Origin of the sequence: Erythrobacter sp. THAF29, assembly GCF_009363635.1 — a bacterium.
GTDB lineage: Bacteria > Pseudomonadota > Alphaproteobacteria > Sphingomonadales > Sphingomonadaceae > Erythrobacter.
Window position 1 is genome coordinate 1,170,760 of record NZ_CP045392.1, and the last position, 21,202, is coordinate 1,191,961.

At 62.2% G+C, this 21,202-nt stretch carries 19 protein-coding genes; 8 read left to right on the forward strand and 11 right to left on the reverse strand.

Annotated features, from left to right (window positions below):
* Positions 1 to 3: 3 nt before the first annotated feature.
* On the forward strand, positions 4 to 2,241 hold the full coding sequence (locus FIU90_RS05710) for an autotransporter assembly complex family protein (RefSeq protein ID WP_234029643.1): 2,238 nt from the start codon (positions 4 to 6) through the stop codon (positions 2,239 to 2,241).
* On the forward strand, positions 2,241 to 6,452 hold the full coding sequence (locus FIU90_RS05715; protein ID WP_152433906.1) for a translocation/assembly module TamB domain-containing protein: 4,212 nt from the start codon (positions 2,241 to 2,243) through the stop codon (positions 6,450 to 6,452). Before FIU90_RS05710 ends, FIU90_RS05715 begins: the two co-directional genes overlap by 1 nt.
* Here FIU90_RS05715 and FIU90_RS05720 read toward each other — a convergent pair.
* The 6 genes from FIU90_RS05720 to FIU90_RS05745 all read right to left on the reverse strand — a co-directional run bounded on the left by FIU90_RS05720 (position 6,446) and on the right by FIU90_RS05745 (position 12,022).
* Entirely contained in the window at positions 6,446 to 7,042 is a 597-nt protein-coding gene (locus tag FIU90_RS05720) for a lysozyme (RefSeq protein ID WP_152433907.1), read from the reverse strand. The two genes, FIU90_RS05715 and FIU90_RS05720, sit on opposite strands and share 7 nt — an antisense overlap.
* A 140-nt stretch (positions 7,043 to 7,182) precedes the next feature.
* Positions 7,183 to 8,592 carry a type I glutamate--ammonia ligase gene (gene glnA / locus FIU90_RS05725; RefSeq protein WP_152433908.1) on the reverse strand — a complete coding sequence of 470 codons (1,410 nt, stop codon included), beginning with the start codon at positions 8,590 to 8,592 and terminating at the stop codon, positions 7,183 to 7,185.
* Between the two features lie 66 nt (positions 8,593 to 8,658).
* Positions 8,659 to 8,997, reverse strand: a complete 339-nt coding sequence (locus FIU90_RS05730; protein ID WP_152433909.1) for a P-II family nitrogen regulator — start codon at positions 8,995 to 8,997, stop codon at positions 8,659 to 8,661.
* 211 nt (positions 8,998 to 9,208) lie between these two features.
* A complete protein-coding gene (argC, locus tag FIU90_RS05735; RefSeq protein WP_152433910.1) occupies positions 9,209 to 10,135 on the reverse strand; it encodes an N-acetyl-gamma-glutamyl-phosphate reductase in 927 nt (308 codons plus the stop codon).
* An 18-nt stretch (positions 10,136 to 10,153) separates the two neighbouring features.
* Positions 10,154 to 10,507 carry an SH3 domain-containing protein gene (locus tag FIU90_RS05740; protein WP_152433911.1) on the reverse strand — a complete coding sequence of 118 codons (354 nt, stop codon included), beginning with the start codon at positions 10,505 to 10,507 and terminating at the stop codon, positions 10,154 to 10,156.
* A 126-nt stretch (positions 10,508 to 10,633) separates the two neighbouring features.
* Positions 10,634 to 12,022, reverse strand: a complete 1,389-nt coding sequence (locus tag FIU90_RS05745) for a M17 family metallopeptidase (protein ID WP_152433912.1) — start codon at positions 12,020 to 12,022, stop codon at positions 10,634 to 10,636.
* A 57-nt stretch (positions 12,023 to 12,079) separates the two neighbouring features.
* Here FIU90_RS05745 and FIU90_RS05750 point away from each other — a divergent pair, with 57 nt between their 5' ends.
* Genes FIU90_RS05750 through FIU90_RS05760 form a run of 3 tightly spaced genes read left to right on the forward strand, consistent with a single transcriptional unit; the run spans position 12,080 to position 14,354 of the window.
* Entirely contained in the window at positions 12,080 to 12,913 is an 834-nt protein-coding gene (locus FIU90_RS05750) for a PdaC/SigV domain-containing protein (RefSeq protein ID WP_152433913.1), read from the forward strand.
* A gap of 33 nt (positions 12,914 to 12,946) precedes the next feature.
* Positions 12,947 to 13,774: a type I methionyl aminopeptidase gene (gene map / locus FIU90_RS05755; RefSeq protein ID WP_152433914.1), complete on the forward strand. Its 828-nt coding sequence runs from the start codon at positions 12,947 to 12,949 to the stop codon at positions 13,772 to 13,774.
* 37 nt (positions 13,775 to 13,811) lie between these two features.
* Positions 13,812 to 14,354, forward strand: a complete 543-nt coding sequence (locus FIU90_RS05760) for a CDP-alcohol phosphatidyltransferase family protein (RefSeq protein WP_152433915.1) — start codon at positions 13,812 to 13,814, stop codon at positions 14,352 to 14,354.
* Here the strand turns inward: FIU90_RS05760 and FIU90_RS05765 are convergent.
* Together FIU90_RS05765 and ccmA are read right to left on the reverse strand one after the other, a co-directional pair.
* Entirely contained in the window at positions 14,351 to 15,001 is a 651-nt protein-coding gene (locus FIU90_RS05765; protein ID WP_152433916.1) for a heme exporter protein CcmB, read from the reverse strand. The genes FIU90_RS05760 and FIU90_RS05765 overlap by 4 nt on opposite strands.
* Positions 15,001 to 15,609 carry a heme ABC exporter ATP-binding protein CcmA gene (ccmA, locus tag FIU90_RS05770; RefSeq protein ID WP_152433917.1) on the reverse strand — a complete coding sequence of 203 codons (609 nt, stop codon included), beginning with the start codon at positions 15,607 to 15,609 and terminating at the stop codon, positions 15,001 to 15,003. Before ccmA ends, FIU90_RS05765 begins: the two co-directional genes overlap by 1 nt.
* A 61-nt stretch (positions 15,610 to 15,670) precedes the next feature.
* Between ccmA and FIU90_RS05775 the strand changes: the two genes are divergently transcribed.
* Positions 15,671 to 15,976, forward strand: a complete 306-nt coding sequence (locus FIU90_RS05775; RefSeq protein WP_152433918.1) for a 4a-hydroxytetrahydrobiopterin dehydratase — start codon at positions 15,671 to 15,673, stop codon at positions 15,974 to 15,976.
* Here the strand turns inward: FIU90_RS05775 and FIU90_RS05780 are convergent, their stop codons facing one another.
* From FIU90_RS05780 to FIU90_RS05790, 3 genes are all read right to left on the reverse strand, one after another.
* The gene (locus FIU90_RS05780) at positions 15,977 to 16,792 is read right to left on the reverse strand and encodes an SDR family oxidoreductase (protein ID WP_152433919.1); all 816 of its coding nucleotides are present in this window, start codon (positions 16,790 to 16,792) and stop codon (positions 15,977 to 15,979) included. It lies immediately after the preceding gene.
* A gap of 93 nt (positions 16,793 to 16,885) precedes the next feature.
* Entirely contained in the window at positions 16,886 to 18,961 is a 2,076-nt protein-coding gene (locus FIU90_RS05785) for an alpha/beta fold hydrolase (RefSeq protein WP_370515166.1), read from the reverse strand.
* 89 nt (positions 18,962 to 19,050) lie between these two features.
* Positions 19,051 to 19,668, reverse strand: a complete 618-nt coding sequence (locus FIU90_RS05790; RefSeq protein ID WP_152433920.1) for a DNA-3-methyladenine glycosylase — start codon at positions 19,666 to 19,668, stop codon at positions 19,051 to 19,053.
* Positions 19,669 to 19,805: 137 nt separating this feature from the next.
* Between FIU90_RS05790 and FIU90_RS05795 the strand changes: the two genes are divergently transcribed.
* Positions 19,806 to 20,123, forward strand: coding sequence for a 2Fe-2S iron-sulfur cluster-binding protein (locus FIU90_RS05795; RefSeq protein WP_152433921.1), 318 nt, complete (start codon positions 19,806 to 19,808; stop codon positions 20,121 to 20,123).
* A gap of 42 nt (positions 20,124 to 20,165) precedes the next feature.
* Positions 20,166 to 21,188 (forward strand): cysteine synthase A, encoded by a 1,023-nt coding sequence (locus tag FIU90_RS05800; protein ID WP_152433922.1) that lies wholly within the window; start codon positions 20,166 to 20,168, stop codon positions 21,186 to 21,188.
* Positions 21,189 to 21,202 lie beyond the last annotated feature (14 nt).

Genomic DNA, 21,202 nt, shown 5'->3' on the forward strand with positions numbered 1-21,202 from the left:
TTTTTGCAACGTTTACAATTCAATCTGGCTCTCGCGGCCGGGCTTTGCGCGGCAAGCGCATTCGTTCCGGCAGGGGCATTTGCGCACTCGCAAGCGCAGGAAGCCGACGAACAACCTGCAACGCCTCCTCCGACACCCGAAGAGGATGAGCAGGACGCTTCGCCGCCGCCCAGTCGCACACTGGATGAACTCATTCCCGAAGGCGTTGTCGATAATGCGGAAGACTGGGCAACACAGGGCGTCACCAATCCAGCCGCGCCGCTACCGGATGCCGAAGCAGTAGGGGACGCGGCGCAAACCGATCTGATGCAGCCGGTCGATCCGGCTTTCACGGCCACGTTCGACGACCTCGGAATTCCCGAACCCCAGCGCCTCGAACCCGATCCCGAAGTGCAAGCAATCGCCGAGATTGATGCGCCGGACCTTGTGGAACTGCCTGAGCTCGAGGAATTCCGCGTCAGCGATGAACTGATCCTCGCCTTCCCTGCCGACAATGACCGCTTCCCCGAGCGCACCAACTTCATCGACCGTTTCCGCGCGCTGTCGACGATTGAGGATCTCGATAGCGACGACGATACGATTCCGCAGCTCGCCGCCCGCGCCCGCGCCGACGAGGAGCTGCTGGTCCAGATGCTGCGCACCTACGGATATTATTCCGGCGAAGTCGCCCGCCAGCTGTCAGGGGGCCGGCGCGGCGACAATGGCGACATCGCGGCAAGCGATACGGATCCGCAGGTGCGTTTCGATATCCTGCCTGGAGAACGCTATCGATTTGCCGAAATCGACCTCGGACGGCTCGATACGGCGCCCGATTACGAAGCATTGCGAGCGGCATTCGAAATCCAGCCGGGCGATCCGCTTCAATCCGACCGGATCATCGCCGAAGAAGCCGATCTGCGCATCGCGCTTGGCGAAACCGGCTATCCCTTTGCCGAAATCGACGCGCCTTCACTGCTGATCGACCATGCCCGGCAAGAGGGCGACCTCTCGCTTCCAGTCGAGCCGGGCGGCAAATACGTCTTCGCTGGCGTGACGAGCGAAGACCCGCGCTTCCTTTCCGACCGGCACCTCGAACGCATCGCTCGTTTCGATGAGGGCGATGTCTACCAGGCCAGCCTGCAGGCGGATCTGCGCCGCGCGATCCTTGCAACCGGTCTCGTTTCGAGCGCGGTCGTAACACCCCGCGAGATTACCCCTCCCAGCGAAGGCCAGCCGGGTGAGGTCGAACTCGATGTCGAATTCGAACGCGCGCCGCTGCGTACCATTGCAGGCGCAATCGGCTACGGCACCGAGGACGGGTTGAAGGTCGAAGCGAGCTGGGAGCACCGCAATCTCTTCCCGCCCGAGGGATCGCTCAAGTTGCGCGGGATCGTAGGCACGCGTGAACAACTCGCGAGCGTAACCTACAAGCGCAACAACTTCCTCGATCGTGATCAGGTGCTGACGATCGACGCCTATGCGAGCGATATCGAAACCGAAGCGGTCGACGCGCGCACGGTGGCTCTGCGCGGATCGTTCGAGCGGATTTCCAATCTCCTATTCCAGAAGCCGTTCAGCTGGCAGATCGGCGCCGAGGCGCTCTACACCGATGAGCGCAACCGCGTGATCAGCGGCATCCCGCGCGAGCGCCAGACTTACCGGATATTGGGCCTGTTCGGTCGCGCGACTATCGATGCGAGCGACGACCTGCTCGATCCGACCACCGGCTACCGCGTAACCGGCTTCCTCGCACCAGAGGTTTCCAGCTCGATCGGGACCGAGACTTTTTACGTCCGGGCGCAGGCCGACGCGAGCTACTACATGCCGGTCGGCAGCACCGTGCTCGCCGGACGTGTACGCGCAGCGACGATTCAAGGGGCGCAGGCCTTCCAGATCGCGCCCTCACGCAGGCTCTATGCCGGTGGTGGTGGATCGGTACGCGGCTACGGCTTCCAGGCCATCGGTCCGCGCAACGACCTCGGAGAGCCAACCGGCGGCGGATCATTGGTCGAGGTTTCGCTGGAGGCTCGCATCCAGACCGGCCTGCTCGATGGCGCGGTTGAAGTCGTGCCCTTCATCGATGCCGGGTCGGTTTCGCTTGGCTCGACCCCCGATTTCCGCTTCATCCAGTACGGCGCTGGCGTCGGGATCCGCTACAAGACCAGCTTCGGCCCGATCCGCGTCGATGTCGGCACGCCGCTCAATCCGACCGAATTCGACGCGCCCGTAGTAGTCTATGTTAGTCTCGGGCAGGCGTTCTGATGGCCGAAGATATCGCCATGACCGACGAGCCGGATACGCCCGAAAGGAAGCGCAAGCGGCGCTGGGCAAAGCGGCTTGGTTGGGCGCTGCTCATCCTTGCCATGCCATTCGTGCTGGTCGCGGTGTTCCTGAGCTCGCCGATCGGCAAACGCTTCGTCGCCGACCAGATCGCCCAAGTCGCTCCCGCTTCGGGCCTGCGTTTCGAAGTTGGGCGGATCGAGGGCGACATTTACGGGCAAGCCGTCCTGCACGATGTTGTGCTGAGCGACCCCAAAGGCGTATTCCTGACCGTGCCTGAGGTCGAACTCGACTGGCGGCCACTCGCCTTTTTGTGGAGCGGGATCGATGTGCGCGAACTCACCGCCCGGCGTGGACGGCTCGAACGTCTGCCCGAGCTGCTTCCAGGCGATCCCGATGCACCAATCCTTCCCGATTTCGATATCCGGGTAGACAAGCTCGCGCTGGAAAACTGGATCATTGCACCCGGCATTGCGGGTGATCTTGCGCATAGCGCGAACCTCTCGGCGCAAGTCGATATCCGGTCGGGGCGTGCGCTGGTCGATGCGAACGGCACGTTCGGGCGCGAGGACAAAATCGCTCTGCTGCTGGATGCCGAACCTGATGGCGACCGCTTCGATGTAGCGCTGGATTACGTAGCCGCCGCCGACGGACCGCTCGTCCAGCTCGCCGGGCTCTCGTCACGCTACGAAGGTAAAATCGAAGGCGAAGGCACTTGGAACAGGTGGCTCGGCTACGCTTTGCTGACGCGGCAGCCGGAGGGCGGCGCGCGCGAACGGGTTGCCGCGCTGCGGCTTGCCAACAACGCCGGCACGTATAGCGTGCTCGGCAAGATCTCGCCGGAACTCGACAGAGGAAGCCTGCTCGGCCGCGCAGCTGGCGGTGACATCTCGGTCGTTGCGACCGGCACGCTTCAGGATAGCGTCTTCGATGGCAAGCTCGCTCTCGTATCAGGCGCTCTCGACCTGCGTGGAGACGGCGCGATCAATCTTGCCGCAAACCGGGTCGACAATTTCGACGCGCGTTTGACTGTGCGGGACCCGACTGTCCTCGGAGAGGCGATAGAGCTGCGTGATGCGCGGCTAACAGCATCGCTCGACGGTCCGTTCCGCGACCTGATGGTCGACCACTCTCTGACCGTCGGGGAACTGGTGACAGGCGACACGGCACTGCGCGGGCTCGCGCAGGCGAGCACGGCGACCTATGACGGTGCAACCTTCTCAATGCCACTCGATGTGAATGTCGATCGAGTTGAAACAGGTACGGAACTGATCGATCCAAGATTGGTGAACGGCCAAATGACCGGTCGGTTGACCTTCGGCGGTTCGCGACTCGATATCGACAACGCGCGTATCGAATTCCCCGGCCTTTCTGCTGTACTCGCCATGCGCGGCAACACAGAACAAGGCGTTTACGCAATCGCCGGACCGCTGGACGCGCGCGGGCTCGAGCTCGAAGGCATCGGCACTGTCAACGCCAATGCAAAATTGCTCGCCCGTTTCGGCGACAGCATACCGTGGAGCGTTCGTGCAAATGTCGCAGGGCGTTTGGGCGAAGTCAGCAATTCGACCGTTGCCAGTGTCGCGGGCGAGGACCTGCGCTTTGCCGGCGCCTTTGGAGTGGCAGCGGACCAGCCGATCGTACTGCGCGACGTTACACTTGAGAGCGACCGGCTCGATGCGACCTTCGACAGCCGGATCGTCGGCGAGCGCACCACTCTCTCAGGTGGCGGCAGGCATGTCGAATACGGTCCCTTTACCGTCGATGCCGAGATCACCGGCGAGGGTCCGCGCGCAACCCTTGTCCTGGCCGATCCGCTTCCCGCCGCGGGCCTTCGCAATGTGCGCCTGGCTATTGCGCCTTCGGGCGACGGCTTCGCAATCGATACGTCGGGCGATTCGCTGCTCGGGCCTTTCGATGGCGAGCTCGACCTCGTCCTTCCTGCCGATGGACCTACGCGCGTCGCAATCAACCGGCTCGAGGTCTATCGCACCAACGTGATCGGTGGCCTCACGTTGGGAGAGGAAGGTATCGCGGGCAATCTCGCGCTTGAAGGCGGCGGGTTGAATGGCACTATAGGCCTCGCGCCCGAAACGGGCGGAGCGATAGGGTTCGATCTGGACTTGAGGGCCAGACAGGCAAGGTTCGGTGGCGACACCGATATCGCTCTGGCCTTCGCCGACATCGACGCAAGCGGAACTTTCCGGGAAGGAAGCAGCCGGATCGCCGCGAATATCCGGGGTTCGGGCCTGCAATACGGCGCGCTTTCGATTGCGCAGTTCGCTGCAAATGCGAATGTCGTCGACGGGCGCGGCGATGTCACCGCGTCAATTGCCGGACGGCGCAGCGACCGTTTCACGCTGAAACTCGACGGCGACATTGCGCCCGATCGGATCGCATTGCTTGCGCGTGGCCAATATGCCGGCCGTGACATCACGATGCCCCGCCGCGCAGTCCTGACATCGCTTGAGAATGGCGGCTGGCGGCTGGCCCCGACCCAAATCGGTTTCGCACGGGGTTTTGCCATTCTCGAAGGCACGCTCGGCGGTGAGCGGACTTCGTTCGAAGCCAAACTGTCGAGCATGCCGCTGCGTATCGCTGACCTGATCGGCTCAGAGCTTGGCCTTGGCGGAAGGCTATCGGGCATTATCCGCTACGACCAGGCCGGCAGCGCAGCTCCCACGGCCAATGCGCGCGTGCGGATCGATGACTTCACGCGCTCGGGCCTGGTGCTTTCATCGACCCCGATGGACGTGCTCGCTGTGGCCGATCTCACCTCCAACCGCCTCACGGTCGGGGCAAGGCTGCGTGACGATGGTGCGCAGCTAGGCCGGCTCGATGCCCGAATAACCAATCTTGGCGGAGGGAGCGACCTTGCGCGGCGGATCATGCAGGGTCGGCTCGATGCGCGGTTCGCCTTCGACGGCGGAGCAAGCGCGCTGTGGAGGCTCGTCGCGATCGAGGCATTCGACCTCACCGGTCCGATCAGCGTCACAGCAAGAGCGGTAGGCACGCTCGACAATCCGCGCATCACCGGCAATCTGGCGAGTGACGACTTGCGACTGCAAAGCGCGATTTCGGGCACTGATATCGACAACGTGGTGGCTCGCGGACGCTTTGCCGGTTCGCGGCTTGAGCTGACCCGGTTTTCCGGGACCACCAGCGGAGGCGGCACGGTTAGCGGCAGCGGAACTGTGGATCTCGCCGGCATGGGAGCGGATCGCGGACCGCAAATCGACCTGCGCGCAGCCGCCAACGATGCAAGACTACTCGCCGCAAACGGACTCAACGCGACCATCACCGGTCCGCTGCGGATAGTGTCGAACGGGGTGGGGGGGACCATCGCCGGGCGCGTGAAGATCGATCGCGCCAGCTGGAGGCTCGGGACAGCGGCCGAGGATATGTCGCTGCCGCAAATCGAAACACGCGAAATCAACCGGCTCGACGGAACCGGTCCCGTGCGCTCTGCCGCGCGTGGATCGTGGCGCTACCTTATCAACGCGTCGGCCCCAAGCAGGGTCGAAGTCGATGGACTCGGACTTGATAGCGAATGGGGCGTCGATATCGCGCTTCGCGGCACTGTTGACGACCCGCGCATCGGTGGAAGTGCGAGGCTGGTGCGCGGCGACTACACCTTTGCCGGTACTCGGTTCGAGCTCACCCGCGGGCGAATTCGTTTCGATGCCAATGTTCCCATCGATCCCCGACTCGATATTGCGGCGGAGACGAGCGCGATGGGCACCAATGTAACGGTGGCTATCACCGGCAATGCGCAGTCGCCCGAAGTGGCATTCTCGTCTGAGCCGCCGCTACCCGAAGAGGAAATCCTGGCCCGCCTGCTGTTCGGTGGTTCGGTTACGTCGCTTACGGCGACCGATGCGCTGCAGCTTGGTGCGGCGCTGGCAAGCCTTCGCGGTGGGAGCGGAGGCATAGATCCCATCGGCTCTCTCCGTCGCTCGATCGGGCTGGACCAGTTGCGCATCATCAGCGCCGATCCTGCGCTGGGCCGCGACACAGGTGTCGCCCTTGGGAAGAATATCGGCCAAAGATTTTATGTCGAGATTGTCACCGATGGCCGCGGTTATTCGGCCACCTCGGTCGAATACAGGGTGACGCGATGGCTGGCACTGCTGGGAACTGTGTCGACGATTGGCCGTAACAGCGCGGTGGTTGAAATCAGCCGGGATTACTGAGCGCGATAGAGCGCTGTTTCTTCCGCGCGCCTGCGGACCAGCCCCTTGAGCACCCGACCGCCAGCCTTGTTCCACCGAGCAAATTCGAGCGCTGCGCCCACGTGATCACCTGCAGTGTGCTTTTTGGTGAGCGTCGCGCGGGCAATCGCGCCGGTGTTGTAGTGAAAGCTGACCATGGCATCGAACTGGCCTTGTGTGGTCGGTGCATCGCCGATCGCTCGGGCGACGTCGGCGGCGTAGCGCTTCAGGTCACGCTCAAGCCGCGCATCGCACTCTTCCGGCGTCCACACCGTGCCGCGAGCGATCTCCGGTCCGGTTGCACCCCATCCGATCGTCCACGGGTCTCCGCCAGTACCTGGATCGGGATAGGCTTCGATCAGTCCGTCGCGCCTGAGCTTGGCGCATCCTTCGAAACGCTTGATGAGCGAGATCCCATCGGGACCGATTGTGCGAGCAACTGTGTCTCCATGCGGCACCGCTGCGAACGACCGATCCAGTGCATTATCGAGCGCAGCCACCTCCGTTTGGCGAAAGCCACGCTTGAGCATTGCGCGCACTGTATCGAAGACGGGTTTTCGCAAATTCGGCATTCTCGGCCTCCGGATTGGGGATAGGAGACCGGGACAGTTGGCACAAAGTCGCCGGGTAGGAAAACTTCAAAGCGTCTCGAAAAAAGCAGGCGCCCGGATCGCTCCGGACGCCATGCTACTTTTGAGTGAACCCAGTGGGTTCACGAGCTGTAATACATGTCGAATTCGACCGGGCTCGGTGTGGTTTCGAGACGCAGCTGCTCTTCCCACTTTAGCTCGGCATAAGCCTCGATCTGGTCCTTGGAAAACACATCGCCCTTCAGCAGGAATTCGTGGTCTTCTTCAAGCGCCTCAAGCGCTTCGCGCAAGGAACCGCACACGGTCGGGACATCGGCAAGTTCTGCGGGCGGCAGGTCATACAGGTTCTTGTCCATCGCATCGCCCGGGTGGATCTTGTTCTCGATCCCGTCGAGGCCCGCCATCAGCAGCGCCGAGAAGGCAAGATACGGGTTGGCGAGCGCATCGGGGAAGCGGAACTCCACGCGCTTGGCTTTCTCGCCCGCGCCATAGGGAATACGGCACGATGCCGAACGGTTGCGCGCCGAGTATGCGAGCAGAACCGGAGCCTCAAAACCGGGTACAAGGCGCTTGTACGAGTTAGTCGTTGCGTTGGTGAAGGCGTTGATCGCCTTGGCATGCTTGATGACACCGCCGATGTAATGGAGGCAGGTTTCCGACAGGCCCGCATATTCATTGCCGGCAAAAGTCGGGTTGCCGCCCTTCCAGATCGACATGTGGGTGTGCATGCCAGAGCCGTTATCGTCCTTGATCGGCTTGGGCATGAAGGTCGCAGTCTTGCCGTATGCGTGGGCGACCTGTTGCACGACATATTTGTAGACCTGCACCTGGTCGGCGGTCTTAGTCAGCGTCGAGAACGTAATGCCAAGCTCGTGCTGGGCAGCTGCCACCTCGTGGTGGTGCTTGTCCATGTCGAGGCCCATTTCCATCATCGTCGAGACCATCTCGCCGCGGATATCCATGGCGCTGTCGACCGGCGCGACGGGGAAATATCCGCCCTTTGCGCGCGGGCGGTGGCCCATATTGCCCATCTCGTATTCCTTGCCGGAATTGGTCGGCAGCTCGATGTCGTCGATGGCGTAGCCCGATCCGGCGTAGCCGTCCTCGAAACGGACATCGTCGAACATGAAGAATTCGGGCTCGGGACCGACATAGACGGTGTCGCCGATGCCGCTGGAGGCGAGATAGGCTTCGGCGCGCTTGGCGGTAGAGCGCGGGTCGCGGCCGTAGAGCTGACCGTCCGACGGTTCGACGATGTCGCAGAAGATCGACAGCATCGGCGTTGCAGAGAACGGATCGACATAGACCGCATCCATGTCCGGTTTAAGGATCATGTCGCTTTCGTTGATGGTTTTCCAGCCTTCGATCGAGGAACCGTCAAACATCAGGCCGTCTTCCAAGGCGTCCTCGTCCATGACGCTCGCCGCCATGGTAAGGTGCTGCCACTTGCCCTTGGGGTCGGTGAAGCGCAGGTCGACCCATTCGATTTCCTCGTCCTTGATCTGTTTCAGGACGTCCTTGGTGCTTGCCATTTTCAATGTCTCCGGCTGGTAGTTCGAGAGGTGCCTGCTTTCGTGCAGGCTTGATCAGTTCAGAATTCAGATCGCGTCGTCATTGGTCTCGCCGGTTCGGATGCGCAGGGCGCGTTCGATCGGGGAGACGAAAATCTTGCCGTCGCCGATCCGTCCGGTTTGCGCGGCTGCAGCGACCGCTTCGACCACGCGATCGGCCTGGTCGTCCGAAACAACGACTTCGAGTTTCACCTTGGGCAGGAAATCGACGACATATTCGGCGCCGCGGTAAAGTTCGGTGTGGCCCTTCTGACGGCCGAAGCCGCGCGCTTCGGTCACGGTGATACCGGACACGCCGATTTCGTGCAGAGCCTCCTTCACCTCGTCGAGCTTGAAGGGCTTGATGATCGCTTCGATCTTTTTCACGTGTGCGGTTTCCCCAACCCGGTTGTGCTTGTCGGCATCATTTGATCCAAGAATCATGCCAAACGGAACGCAAGGATGGATTAGTCTATCTCCATCCCTGCGCAAGTCCCTTGCGAGATCATTACGCTTTCGGAAATTTCGTAAGCGGCAATTCGCGCTGCCTATTGCGCGGACTTTTGTTGCCCAATTTTTGTGCAGAGACGAGGCGGGACTAGAGCTTCAGGCCCGCGGTTTCGTCGAGCCCGCACATGATATTGAGGTTCTGGATCGCCGCGCCGCTTGCTCCTTTGCCGAGATTGTCGAGACGCGCGACGAGGCGGGCATGCCAGCCGCCCTCATTGCCGAACACGAACAGTTCCATGGCGTCGGATGGCGCGGCGCTGACCTCGAGCGTCATTTCAGCAAGGTCGGCCTTGTCGCGAACCGCGATCACCGGCGAATGTGCGTAAAATTGCGCGAGTGAATTTCGCAGATCGTCGGCGCACGCCCCGGTGCTCATTGCTCCGAGATGCAGCGGAACCTCGACGATCATCCCGCGATAGGCCGGGACGACCGATGGCGCGAAGATCACATCGTGCTCAAGTCCCGAATGAAGCTTCATTTCGGGCCTGTGCTTGTGCTCCATGTCGAATCCGTAGGCACGGAACGCCGGGGCGCCCTCGCTTTCGAACCGTTCGATCAATGCCTTGCCGCCGCCCGAATAGCCGCTCACCGCATTGACCGTCATCGGCCAGTCGGCCGGGACCAGCCCCGCCCGAACAAGAGGCGCGACGAGCGCGATAAATCCGGTGGGGTAGCACCCCGGATTGCTCACCAAACGGGCACCGGCGATCTTCTCGTGCCCGACGATCTCAGGGAAGCCATAGGTCCAGCCCTCGCTCACGCGGTGCGCGGAGGATGCGTCTATGATGCGCGTGCCTGTTCCTTCGGCAAGGCTCACCGCTTCGCGTGCGGCATCGTCTGGCAGGCAAAGGATCGCGATATCGGCTTCGCTGAGCGCAGTCTTGCGCGCGCCAGCATCCTTGCGCTGGCTCTCGTCGAGCAGCAGCAACTCGAACTCGCTACGGCCTTCAAGCCGTTCCCGGATCTCGAGGCCGGTCGTGCCGGCTGCTCCGTCGATGAAAATGCGTGTCGCCATCCGGCGCTTCTAGACGGATCAACCGGCGAGGCAATCGGCTTTGCAATAGCCGCTCGGCCCCTCGGGACCGAGGCATAGCCACACCCAGTCGCCGGCAACGTCGAGTATCTCGACCCGGGTGCCCGGTTCGATATAGTGGGTCACTTCGCTGTCATCGCGCTGAGCGAGGCGAAGTTCTGCCCCGTTTTCGCCGACATGGCCGACATGCGGGATCACATAGTGCGCGGCGAGATGCGTGCTGGCGAGAGCAATGTGGGCAAGGTCTCCGCGTAGCGGCAGGGTGCCGGGCGCGGGCTTTTCGACCGGGCCTTTCAGCCCCAGCTTGCCGCCCGGCACGCTATAGTCTGCTGCTTGCACCTCGGTGCCGCTCATCCGGTCTCGTGTCCTTATGCCCCTGTTGGACCGCCTGCTGGCGGCAAAACGCTTGCGCGGGCGCTTAGACGCATGTGCGAGTGCGGGCAAGCGCGCCGCGCCTACCCGTCCTCAACGGATACAGTTTCAGATGTTTCCGAAACGTCCTTTGAGCATGTGCCAGCTGGCCCGCAGGCCATATGCGCAGCCACCCTTCGGGCGGCCCGGTTTGGCGAATGGGCGCCAGGCAAAGGTGTCGAAATGGACCCAGTCGATCTCGTCGCCGACGAACCTGTCGAGAAAAAGCCCAGCGACGCTCGCGCCCGCATAGGGATTGGAGTGCGCGTTGACGATGTCGGCGATGTCGGAGTTGAGGTATTCGCGATAGGCATCGGGCAGGGGCAGACGCCACGGTTCGTCGTCATTGGCCTTGCCCGCCTCGATGATAGCCTGAGCCGTCGTATCATCGCGCGCCATCATGGCTGCGTAATCCGGGCCGAGAGCGACACGTGCTGCGCCGGTCAGGGTCGCGAAATCGATGACAAGCTCGGGATCTTCCTCGCTCGCGCGGGTAAGCGCATCGCCGAGGATGAGGCGCCCTTCGGCATCGGTGTTATGGATTTCGACCGAAAGGCCCTTGCGGCTGGAAAGCACGTCGCCGGGGCGAAATGCGGGACCGGAAATCGCATTCTCGACCGCAGGGATCAGGAGGTGAAGGCGGACCTTCATTCCCGCGCCCATTACCAGACCCGCCAAGGCGATGGCGTGCGCCGCACCGCCCATGTCTTTCTTCATAAGCCGCATGCCGCTGGCCGGCTTGATGTCGAGCCCGCCCGAATCGAAGCATACCCCTTTGCCGACGATGGCAAGTACCGGGTCGCCCTCGTTTCCCCAGGCAAGATGCATGATGCGCGGCGCGTGGTGGCGCGCGGCGGCGCGCCCCACCGCGTGGACCATCGGATAGCCCTGTTCCAGCGCGTCGCCCTTCGTAACCGAAAGTTCCCCGCCATACGCTTTGGCAAGTTTCTCGCACTCCGCCTCTAGCGCGGCAGGCCCCATGTCCTCGGCGGGTGTGTTGACGAGGTCGCGCACCAATATCTCGGCTTCGGCTTCCGCGATGTAGCCTGGGAGCCGCCCGACCTGCTCGGTCAGGAGTACGCGCGGGCCAGTTGTCTTGTCATCGTCCTTGTAGCGGGTGAACCGGTATTGCGCGGTTAGCCATCCGAACGCGGCAGGCCCGGGCTGTCGACCTTCGAGGCGGTAGGTGCCTTCGGGAAGGTCTTCTGCAAGCTTTGCAAGGCACCAGCTCGAAAGCTCTTCAGGATCGGCTACGCCGCCCACAACGAAAAAACCGTCACCATCGGGTACGATGCCGACTTGGTAGGCGCCGCCCTCGAACTTTTGCGCCGATAGGCTGGCGCGTTGTCCGGCCGATAGGGACTTGGTGAAGTCCTCGAAACTGCTCTTGTTGACGAGGTGGATCGCAATGGCTTCCTGCCCGCGGTCGGGCTGGATCAGGTCTTTGATATCGGTCATGCTGGGGTAATTAAGCGCGATCCATCACTTGTCACGCGCGAATTTTGGAGGGTGGCGATGAAACATGGTGCGACTGTAATCGGGATAGCCGCAATCGTGGCAGCATGTTCATCTCCGGACTCGATGGGAGAGGACATCGGAGTCGGGCCGGCTGCCGTCTCGCAGGAAGACGGCAAGACTGCCGAGCCGAAAGAGGAAACGGGCGCTGATCGGGAACTCTTTTCCGACACTTCGACGGACGAAAATGCCGAACGCGAATTCTCGTACGCCTGGCCGAGGGAGGTTTCCGCGATCCCCGAACTGGCTGCGGAGTTGACGGTGCATCGCCGCGAGCGCCTCGACGAGCAGAAAAGAAACTGGCGTCAGGCGCTGGCTGACTGCCCCCCCGAATTCACTTCGTGCCGTAACCATAGCTATGCAATCGAGTGGCGGGTCGTTGCCGATACACCGCGTTTCCTCAGTCTATCGAATGGCGACTATTCCTACACCGGAGGTGCGCACGGAAACTATGGCCGGGGGGCCCTGGTCTGGGATCGCAAAGCCGGCGCATCGCTCGATCCGCAGGCGTTTTTCCTGTCGCCATCCGCGCTTGATCGGGCGATCGGTCAAAAGGCATGCTCGCTACTCAATGCCGAGCGCGCCGAAAGACGCGGCGAACCAGTGCCCGAAGGCGAAACGGAATGGCCCAACCAATGCGTGTCGATGGAGGAAACGGTCGTTTTTCTCGGATCGTCGAACGGGGAGACGTTTGACCGCATCGGGGTATATTACGCGCCTTATGTGGCAGGAGCGTATGCGGAAGGCGACTTCGAATTCACTCTGCCGGTCACCGAGGCGGTTATAGCGGCAGTGAAGCCCGAATATCGCGCCGCCTTCGCTCTCGGGAAGTAGCATTTTCTCGCGGCAATCGCTAAGTAGCGGCGCATGACCGAATACCAGCTCATCGACAGCGACCAGACCGTCTATCGCGACGGCACGATCAAGCTTCACACCGAGGAAGGCTTCGAAGGAATGCGCAAAGCGGGACGTCTCGCCGCGACGATCCTCGACGAGGTTGCCGACCTTGTGAAGCCCGGTGTCACCACCGGCAGCATCGATGATGCGATCCGCGAGATGATGCTCGATGCGGGCGCGGTCCCGGCAACGCTCGGCTATCGCGGTTACACACATTCCTCGTGCATCTCGATCAACCACGTCATTTGCCACGGCATTCCAGGTGAAAAGGTGCTGAAAGAGGGCGACATTCTCAACGTCGACGTCACTCCGCTGCTTGACGGTTGGCACGGAGACACCAGTCGAATGTATTTCGCCGGCGAACCGAGCATCAAGGCAAAGCGGCTGGTGGATGTGACCTACGAGTGCCTGATGCTCGGGATCGAGGCGGCTCAGCCTGGAGCGCGGCTGGGCGATATTGGCGCTGCGATCGAGGCGCACGCGAGGCAGTTCCGCTACGGCGTGGTGCGCGAATTCTGCGGTCACGGCCTCGGCCGCCTGTTCCACGATGCGCCCGAAGTCGTGCATGCGGCAAAGGCGGGAACGGGTCCGGAACTCAAACCGGGAATGTTCTTCACCATCGAACCGATGATCAACCTCGGCAAGCCGTGGGCGAAGGTGCTGGGCGACGGCTGGACTGCGGTGACCCGCGACAAGAGTCTGTCTGCGCAGTTCGAGCATTCGATCGCGATCACCGAGGACGGGAACGAGATCTTCACGAAGAGCCCGACGGGCAGGGACAAGCCCCCCTATTCCTGACCTCGCAAAACGCTGGTAAGGCGCGCGCGGGGATCACATGCGTTCGTTTGCCGATTTTATAACAGGTTACAGGATAGCAGCCGCACCGATTGTGGCTGCTATGGCGCTGATCGGTGAGCGGGATGCGTTTTTCATCCTGCTCATTATCAGCCTCGCTACGGATGCAATCGACGGGCCGATCTCGCGCTACACCGGAACCACATCACGGCGCGGAGCGCGGCTCGATACGATCGCCGACGGGCTTACGACGCTTGCAGGTCTGCTCGGCCTCTACATCTTTGAGCGCCACCTGATCGAACCGGAAATCGGCTGGCTCTATGCCTTTCTAATCACTTACGCGGCTGCGGGTCTCGTATGCCTCATCAAGTTTGGCGTGCTGCCGTCCTATCACCTGCTCTCGTCGAAGCTAGGCGCGGTGCTGGCGGGGCTATTCGTCATCTGGCTCTATCTGTTCGGCTATTCGCGCGAATTCCTGATTGCGGTGATTGTGGTCGGCGTGCTTGCCAATCTCGAATCGCTGCTCGCCACCCTTCGGTTGAAGAAATTCCGCACCGATATAAGCAGCGCCTGGAAGGTCTAGGCCTCGCGCGCGGCTCTGATCGCTGCTCCAGCGGCAAAGGGAGCGACTGCCACCAACAGCAGGCTGATCGCGGCGACGAAGCCGACGCTTGCGCCGTCCATCCTCGCCAGCGCGCCGGCGCCGAAGATCAGGATGGGAAGGGCGAGCGGGATCAGGAGCAACCCTGAAAGCGCCGCGCCAGCGCGTAGGCTCGCGGTAAGCGCGGCGATCATCAGGCCGATAGCAGCAAGGCCCGGCGTGCCCGCCAGCAGGCCGAGCAGCAGCAAACGCATTGTTTCGCCTTCGAGCGCGAGGAGCGCGGCGGCTGGGAATGTCGCGAGGATCAACGGCGGTCCGAAGCTGAGCCAGTGCGCGAGCATGCGGACGGCCATCATCGCTTCTTCGGTAACGCCGCGCAGCCTGAGTTGGTCGAAGGTGCCAAGTCCGATGTCCTGCGCAACCAATCGCTCGAGCGGAAGCACGGCGGCGAGCAGTGCTGCAATCCAAACGACACCGCCGCCGGTGCGCGCCAGCATCTGCGGGTCGGGTCCAACCGCGAAGGGATAGAGCATCGCCACCGCAATGAAGAACACGACCGGCAGCGCGGCCCCGCCTCCGCTGAATGGGAAGAATTTCGCCAGATCGCGTTTGAGCAGCGTGACGATCATCAGGATTCTTCCACGGCTAGCGCGAAATCTTCGATGGCGAGGGTGCGCAGATCCTTGATTTCGAGCGGCTGGTGTGAAGAGATGATGGCAATCCCCCCACCGCTTTGATGGAGCCGGATCAGCGACAAGATCTGGGCAATCGCGTAACTGTCCAGACCTGAAAGCGGCTCGTCGAGCAGCCAGATCGGCACACCGCGATTGAGCAGTGCCGCAAAGGCGGCGCGCTTTCGTTGACCGGTAGAGAGGTATCGCACAGGTACTTCGAGAAGCGGGATCAGCCCGAGCACCGACAATGCCCCGGCAGGATCGCGGCACCCGTCGATACGCTCCCAAAAACCAAGCGCTTTGGCGAGTGGAAGGTCGGGGTCGAGCGCTGGCCGTTCATCGAGCAGGCCGATTGCGCTCTCGCTTTCGACCGACCCCGAATATGGCGTCAGCAAACCGGCGAGCGCACGGATCAGGGTTGTCTTCCCCGTACCGTTCGCGCCTGTCACATGCAGCGCTTCACCGGCCTTCAACGCAAAGGACAGTCCGCGAAACAGCAGGCGGTCGCCCCGGCGGCACGCGAGATCGCTTGCGGAAATTGACGGATTGGCAGAACCTTGCATCGCTTTGTGCGTTAGGCAAAAGCACGCCCGCTCACAACACGCGCTTTAGGAGGCTCCCCCGATGGCTACCGTCCCCGAACTCGAAGAGAACGAACGCGACCAGCTGTTGAAAGACCACTCGGACTGGGAGCTCGCTCGCGAAGGCAAGGCAATCACCCGCACCTTCCAGTTTGCGGATTTCTCCGAAGCATGGGGTTTCATGAGCCGCGTCGCGCTGATCGCGGAAAGCCACGATCATCATCCTGAATGGTTCAACGTCTACGCGAAAGTCGAGATTACGCTGACCACGCACGATGCCGGCGCCCATGGCGGACTGTCACTGCGCGATGCGAAGATGGCTCGCGCGATCGACAGGATTGTCGGGTAGCTACTTCCCCAGCAGCGCCGCCGCATTGCGCTGTTGCTTGCGCACCTTGCCCGGCATCCAGCGCTTGGCGAAGTTGATCTGCCGCGCAGTCTTGCCGACGAGGTAGTGCATCTTGTCGCCGTGAACCGCTTCCCAGATTGTCTCGGCCACTTCCTCGACCGGTGTGATTTCAAGCCCGGCGGCCCTTACCCTGGCACGCACCGGCTCATTGGAGTTGCGGTTGCCGGTTCCGTCGAGGAGGGGCGTTTCGATGAAGCTGGGGCAGATCGAATTGACCTTGATCCCGTCAGGTGCCCATTCGGCATCGAGGCTCTCGGCAATCCCGCGCACTGCGAACTTGGCTGCGCTGTAAACGCTCATTCCGCTGCCGCCGGTGATTCCGGCAGCGCTCGCAATATTGACCAGCACCGATCCGGGTGCGGTCTTCTTGAGGTGCGGATATGCTGCCTGCGCGCCCCAGAGCACGCCTTTGAGATTGATATCGAGGCACCGGTCGATCTCGTCCTTTTCGAGTTCTGCGAGCGGGCCGCCCGTGCCAATCCCGGCATTGTTCACCAGCACGTCGATCCGTCCGCCGGCGGCGGTAGCGAATGCCTCGAGCGCAGTGTCCCAAGCCTCACGGTCGCGCACGTCCAGCTTGTGCGCGTACTTGAAACCGCCGGGGATGAGGCCAAGCGTGTCCTCCATCCCCGTCTCATTCACATCGCCGATCCCGACAAACCAGCCACGCTCGCCGAAATAGCGCGCGGTGGCGCGGCCGATGCCTGAAGCCCCGCCGGAAATGAAAATAGAGCGGCGCTCTTCGCCTGTGCTCATGTGAATTCTCTCCCAAATCAAAATCGCCCGGGGGTTTAGACCCGGGCGATCCATTTGTCAGCTACTGACAGTGCTGTCAGCGGGCGCGGTGTGTCAGCCGCCGATTGCGGCCTTGAGCCCCTTCACATGCTCGGCGCCTTCGACGATCTCGGTCGTCGAGGGTTCGAGCACGTCGCCTAGCTCTTCGGCGCGGCCGCCGAGGCATTCGGACAGGAAATTTTCCGCGATGCCGAAGAAGGCGATGTTGTTGGCAGGCTTGGCAAAGCCGTGGCCTTCATCCGGGTAAAGGACGTAGGTGACCGGAATACCGGCCTCCTTCATCGCCGCCACGATCTGGTCGCTTTCGGCCTGCTTGACGCGTGGATCGTTCGCGCCTTGCGCGATGAGCAGCGGCTTGGTGATCTTGTCCGCCTTGTAAAGCGGGCTCGCGGCCTTGAGCAGCGCCAGACCTTCCTCGGTGTTGGGATCGCCCATGCGTTCGTGGAATACCTTCACGATCGGCGCCCAATAAGGCGGGATCGTCGAAAGCAGCGTTTCGAGGTTCGACGGGCCGACGATATCGACGCCGCAGGCGAATTTCTCCGGCGTGAAGGCCAGGCCGGCAAGTGTCGCATAGCCGCCATAGGAACCGCCCATGATCGCCACCTGGTCTTCGCTGGTGACGCCCTCGGCAATCGCCCAATCGACCGCGTCGATCAGGTCGTCATGCATTTTCAGGCCCCATTGCTTGTTGCCTGCGTTGAGGAAGTCCTTGCCGAAGCCGGTGCTCCCGCGGAAATTGGTGCTGAGCACCGCATAGCCGCGATTGGCGAGCATCTGGTGGATCGGGTTGAAGCCGTAATCGTCGCGCGCCCACGGGCCGCCATGAACCAGCAGGACCATCGGCACGGGTTTGTCGGGTCGGCCATCGCCATCGCTGTCCGATCCGGGCGGAAGGGTGAGGTAGGACGGCAGCGTCAGCCCGTCGCGGCTCTTTATCTCGGCCGTGTGCATCGGCTGGAGCGGCGCACCTTCGAGCTCGGGGCGGGTGACGTAGAACGGTGTGAGCGTACCCGCCTTGCGGTCGTAGATATAGGATGCGCTGGGCGCGGTGAGCGGGTCGTTCCACACGATCCAGGTCATGTCGTCATCGGTCCGGCTGGAAATGCCGAATTCCCCGTCCAGCTGCGTGGCGAGCCAGTCGAGCGAGGCCTTGAGATCGGGATCGAGGGCGACCCATTCGTTCTTGAGGTAATTGACCGAATAGGCCTCTACCACCCCGGTCTTGGGGTCGCGGATCGTGCCACCGAGATCGGCCTTGTCGTGCTCGGCGATCAGGGTTTTCTCTCCGGTCGCTGTATCCTGCGCGTAGAGCGCGGCTGTGTTGCGGCCGCGGCTGTCGATCCAGTAGAGGATCGATCCGTCGGTGGTGTAGCCGGCCGGATTGGTGGTGAGCGAATCCTCCATCGCGGTCGATTCGAAAGGTTCCTCGGCAACCACGTTGCCGGTCACTTCGAAGTAATCAGTGCCGCCTTCCGCGTTCTGGCGCATCGCCATGCGCACCGTCAGAGTGTCGTCGGCCATGAAGCCGGCATAGCCGTTGTTTTCCAGCACCAGTTCCATCTCGCCCGTGTCGAGATCGAGCAGGTAGACATCGTGGAATTGCGGATTGCGGTTGTTGAGGCCGATCAGGATCTTGTCCTTGATCGTTTCCGAAGCGCCGACGATCTGGACCCGCGTATTCTCGAACGGGGTCAGCACCGTTTCCTCTCCGCTCTCCACGTCGATCTTGTAGAGCAGGAAATTTTCGTCGCCGCCCTTGTCCTGGATATACATGACCGCGCTCGCATCGGGTGCCCAGAAATGCTGGCGGATCGGCCGGTCGGTCGAATTCGTTACCGGCTTGCCGCTATCGGGATCGTCGGCAGGAGCAACCCAGATATTGAGCACGCCCTGATGGGGGGCGAGCCAGCTCAGCCACTTGCCATCGGGGCTGATGCGCCCCTGCGCCTTGGTCGGGTTTCCGAACAGCGCTTCGCGCGGAATGAGAGGGGCGGCTTCGGCGGTCTGGGTCATCGTTGCTCCGGTCTTCGCGGCATGGTGGTCCGCATAGAGTGCGCCGGGCACGGCCAGCGCGGCTAGGGCGAGCGCACCTGCGAGCAGGCGGCCCTTGTGTGAGATGGGGGACATGGCTTCTCTCCTCCTTAAATCAAGCCGTCGGGAATAGGTGTATTGCAAGTGCAATACACAGCTTGAAAGGGGCATCAAGCGATTTCGGGCTAAAGTGCCGGGTTCGCGTAATAGTGCCAGGTGAATATCGCCATCGCGCCGCGGTGCGGTGCCCAGCGCCCGCCGATTTCCCGCAAGGGCTTCTCAGTCGGACGCTCATCGAGCTCGAGCAGACGCCTGACCCCCTCCTGCACTGCGAGGTCACCGGCCGGCCAGATATCGGGGCGCCCTTCGGCAAACAGGAGATAGATCTCCGCCGACCAGCGGCCGATGCCCTTGATCCGTGTCAGTTCCGCGATCGCTTCCTCATCGTCTTCGGGAAGCGCGTCGAAATCGATCGCTCCGGCATCGACCAGTTCGCAAAGGGACCGCGCATAGCCCTGTTTCTGGCGCGACAGCCCGCAGGCTCGCAGAGTATCGAAGTCGCGCTTGAGCAGGCAGGCGGGCGTGAAATCTTCGCCCAGTTCGGCCTCGAGCTTGTTCCACATCGAGCTTGCCGCAGCGACCGAGACCTGTTGGCCGACGATCGTTCGCAGCAATGTCTTGTAGCCGCGTTCGCGCAAGCGCGGCTCTGGATAGCCGACGCGGGCCAGTTCGGTTGCCAGCCTTTCGTCCTCGCTCGCCAGGGCATCGAGGCCGTCCCTAATCTGTTTTGCGGTGAGCCCCACTAACACTTCCCTCAGCTTGCGTTGGCGCAGTCTTGTCTTATCTCGGGGAACGTCCTAGCAGCGCGTTTCGTTTTGCAACAGATCGCTCTCTTGCGCTCAACGTAACTGGCAACATCACCGAGAAGGAAACGCAATCCATGCCCAAGCTGGTCGTCACCAACCGTGAAGGCGAAACCTCAGAAATCGACGTCGAGGACGGTCTGACGGTGATGGAAGCCATCCGCGACAACGGCTTCGACGAATTGCTGGCGCTGTGCGGTGGTTGCTGCTCGTGCGCGACCTGCCACGTCCATGTCGAGGGTGGTGCAATCGATAAGCTTCCGCCGATGAGTGAGGACGAAGACGACCTGCTGGAATCGTCCGATCACCGCAAGGAAAACTCGCGCCTTTCCTGCCAGATACCCTTCACGCCGGAACTCGACGGGTTAAAGGTAACTATCGCCGAGGAAGATTGATGTTGTTTGCGGGGGAAGGGCTATCGTCCTAAATCCCCGCCCATGAACATCACTCAACCAATCGGCGACACGCTCGCCCTCATCGGGAATACTCCGCTCGTGCGGCTCGCCGGGCCAAGCGAGGCGGCGGGCTGCGATATCTGGGGCAAGTGCGAATTCGCCAATCCCGGCTCCAGCGTGAAGGACCGCGCGGCGCTCTACATGATGCGCGACGCCGAAGAGCGTGGCGAGTTGAGGCCCGGCGGCACGGTGATCGAAGGGACGGCCGGCAATACCGGTATCGGGATTGCGCTGGTAGCCAATGCGCTGGGCTACAAGACGATCATCGTCATGCCCGACAACCAGTCGAAGGAGAAGATGGACACTTTGCGTGCGCTTGGTGCGCAGCTCGTCCTCGTCCCGCCGACCAAATATGCCGATCCCGCCCACTTCCAGCACGTTTCGCGCCGCATGGCCGAGGAAGCCGAAGGCGCGGTCTGGGCCGGACAGTTCGACAATGTCGCGAACCGCAAGGCGCATATCGAAGGCACGGCACAGGAATTGTGGCACCAGCTTGAAGGAAGGATCGACGGGTTCACCTGCGCGGCGGGGACCGGAGGCACGATCGCTGGCGTCGGCATGGGGCTCAAGGAGAAGAACGCGAATATTCGCATCGCGCTCACCGATCCGCATGGTGCGGCGCTATACAATTACTACGCGCATGGCGAATTGAAGGGCGAAGGCTCCAGCGTCGCGGAAGGGATCGGGCAGGGCCGCATCACTGCCAATCTGGAAGGCGCTCCGATCGATACCCAATTTCGTATCTCGGACGAGGAAGGTCTCGTCTGGGTGGCTCGCCTCCTGCGCGAGGAGGGGCTGTGTCTCGGCCTTTCATCCGGCATCAACGTTGCCGGTGCGATCGAACTCGGCAAGCAACTGGTCGAAGATGGTCGCGAAAGCCCACAGGTCGTCACCATCCTGTGCGACACCGGCTTTCGTTACCTCTCGACGCTCTATAATGCTGAGTGGTTGAAGGCGAAGGGGCTACCCGTTTTCGATTGGCTGGCGCAGGACGAGGCGGGCTGATAGGCTAACCGCCC

Excerpts from the sequence above, each read along its gene's own strand:
- FIU90_RS05715 (WP_152433906.1), top strand. The coding sequence starts at position 2,241 with ATGGCCGAAGATATCGCCATGACCGACGAGCCGGATACGCCCGAAAGG.
- FIU90_RS05720 (WP_152433907.1), bottom strand. The coding sequence starts at position 7,042 with ATGCCGAATTTGCGAAAACCCGTCTTCGATACAGTGCGCGCAATGCTC.
- glnA (WP_152433908.1), bottom strand. The coding sequence starts at position 8,592 with ATGGCAAGCACCAAGGACGTCCTGAAACAGATCAAGGACGAGGAAATC.
- argC (WP_152433910.1), bottom strand. The coding sequence starts at position 10,135 with ATGGCGACACGCATTTTCATCGACGGAGCAGCCGGCACGACCGGCCTC.
- FIU90_RS05740 (WP_152433911.1), bottom strand. The coding sequence starts at position 10,507 with ATGAGCGGCACCGAGGTGCAAGCAGCAGACTATAGCGTGCCGGGCGGC.
- FIU90_RS05745 (WP_152433912.1), bottom strand. The coding sequence starts at position 12,022 with ATGACCGATATCAAAGACCTGATCCAGCCCGACCGCGGGCAGGAAGCC.
- FIU90_RS05750 (WP_152433913.1), top strand. The coding sequence starts at position 12,080 with ATGAAACATGGTGCGACTGTAATCGGGATAGCCGCAATCGTGGCAGCA.
- map (WP_152433914.1), top strand. The coding sequence starts at position 12,947 with ATGACCGAATACCAGCTCATCGACAGCGACCAGACCGTCTATCGCGAC.
- FIU90_RS05760 (WP_152433915.1), top strand. The coding sequence starts at position 13,812 with ATGCGTTCGTTTGCCGATTTTATAACAGGTTACAGGATAGCAGCCGCA.
- FIU90_RS05765 (WP_152433916.1), bottom strand. The coding sequence starts at position 15,001 with ATGATCGTCACGCTGCTCAAACGCGATCTGGCGAAATTCTTCCCATTC.
- ccmA (WP_152433917.1), bottom strand. The coding sequence starts at position 15,609 with ATGCAAGGTTCTGCCAATCCGTCAATTTCCGCAAGCGATCTCGCGTGC.
- FIU90_RS05775 (WP_152433918.1), top strand. The coding sequence starts at position 15,671 with ATGGCTACCGTCCCCGAACTCGAAGAGAACGAACGCGACCAGCTGTTG.
- FIU90_RS05780 (WP_152433919.1), bottom strand. The coding sequence starts at position 16,792 with ATGAGCACAGGCGAAGAGCGCCGCTCTATTTTCATTTCCGGCGGGGCT.
- FIU90_RS05785 (WP_370515166.1), bottom strand. The coding sequence starts at position 18,961 with ATGTCCCCCATCTCACACAAGGGCCGCCTGCTCGCAGGTGCGCTCGCC.
- FIU90_RS05795 (WP_152433921.1), top strand. The coding sequence starts at position 19,806 with ATGCCCAAGCTGGTCGTCACCAACCGTGAAGGCGAAACCTCAGAAATC.
- FIU90_RS05800 (WP_152433922.1), top strand. The coding sequence starts at position 20,166 with ATGAACATCACTCAACCAATCGGCGACACGCTCGCCCTCATCGGGAAT.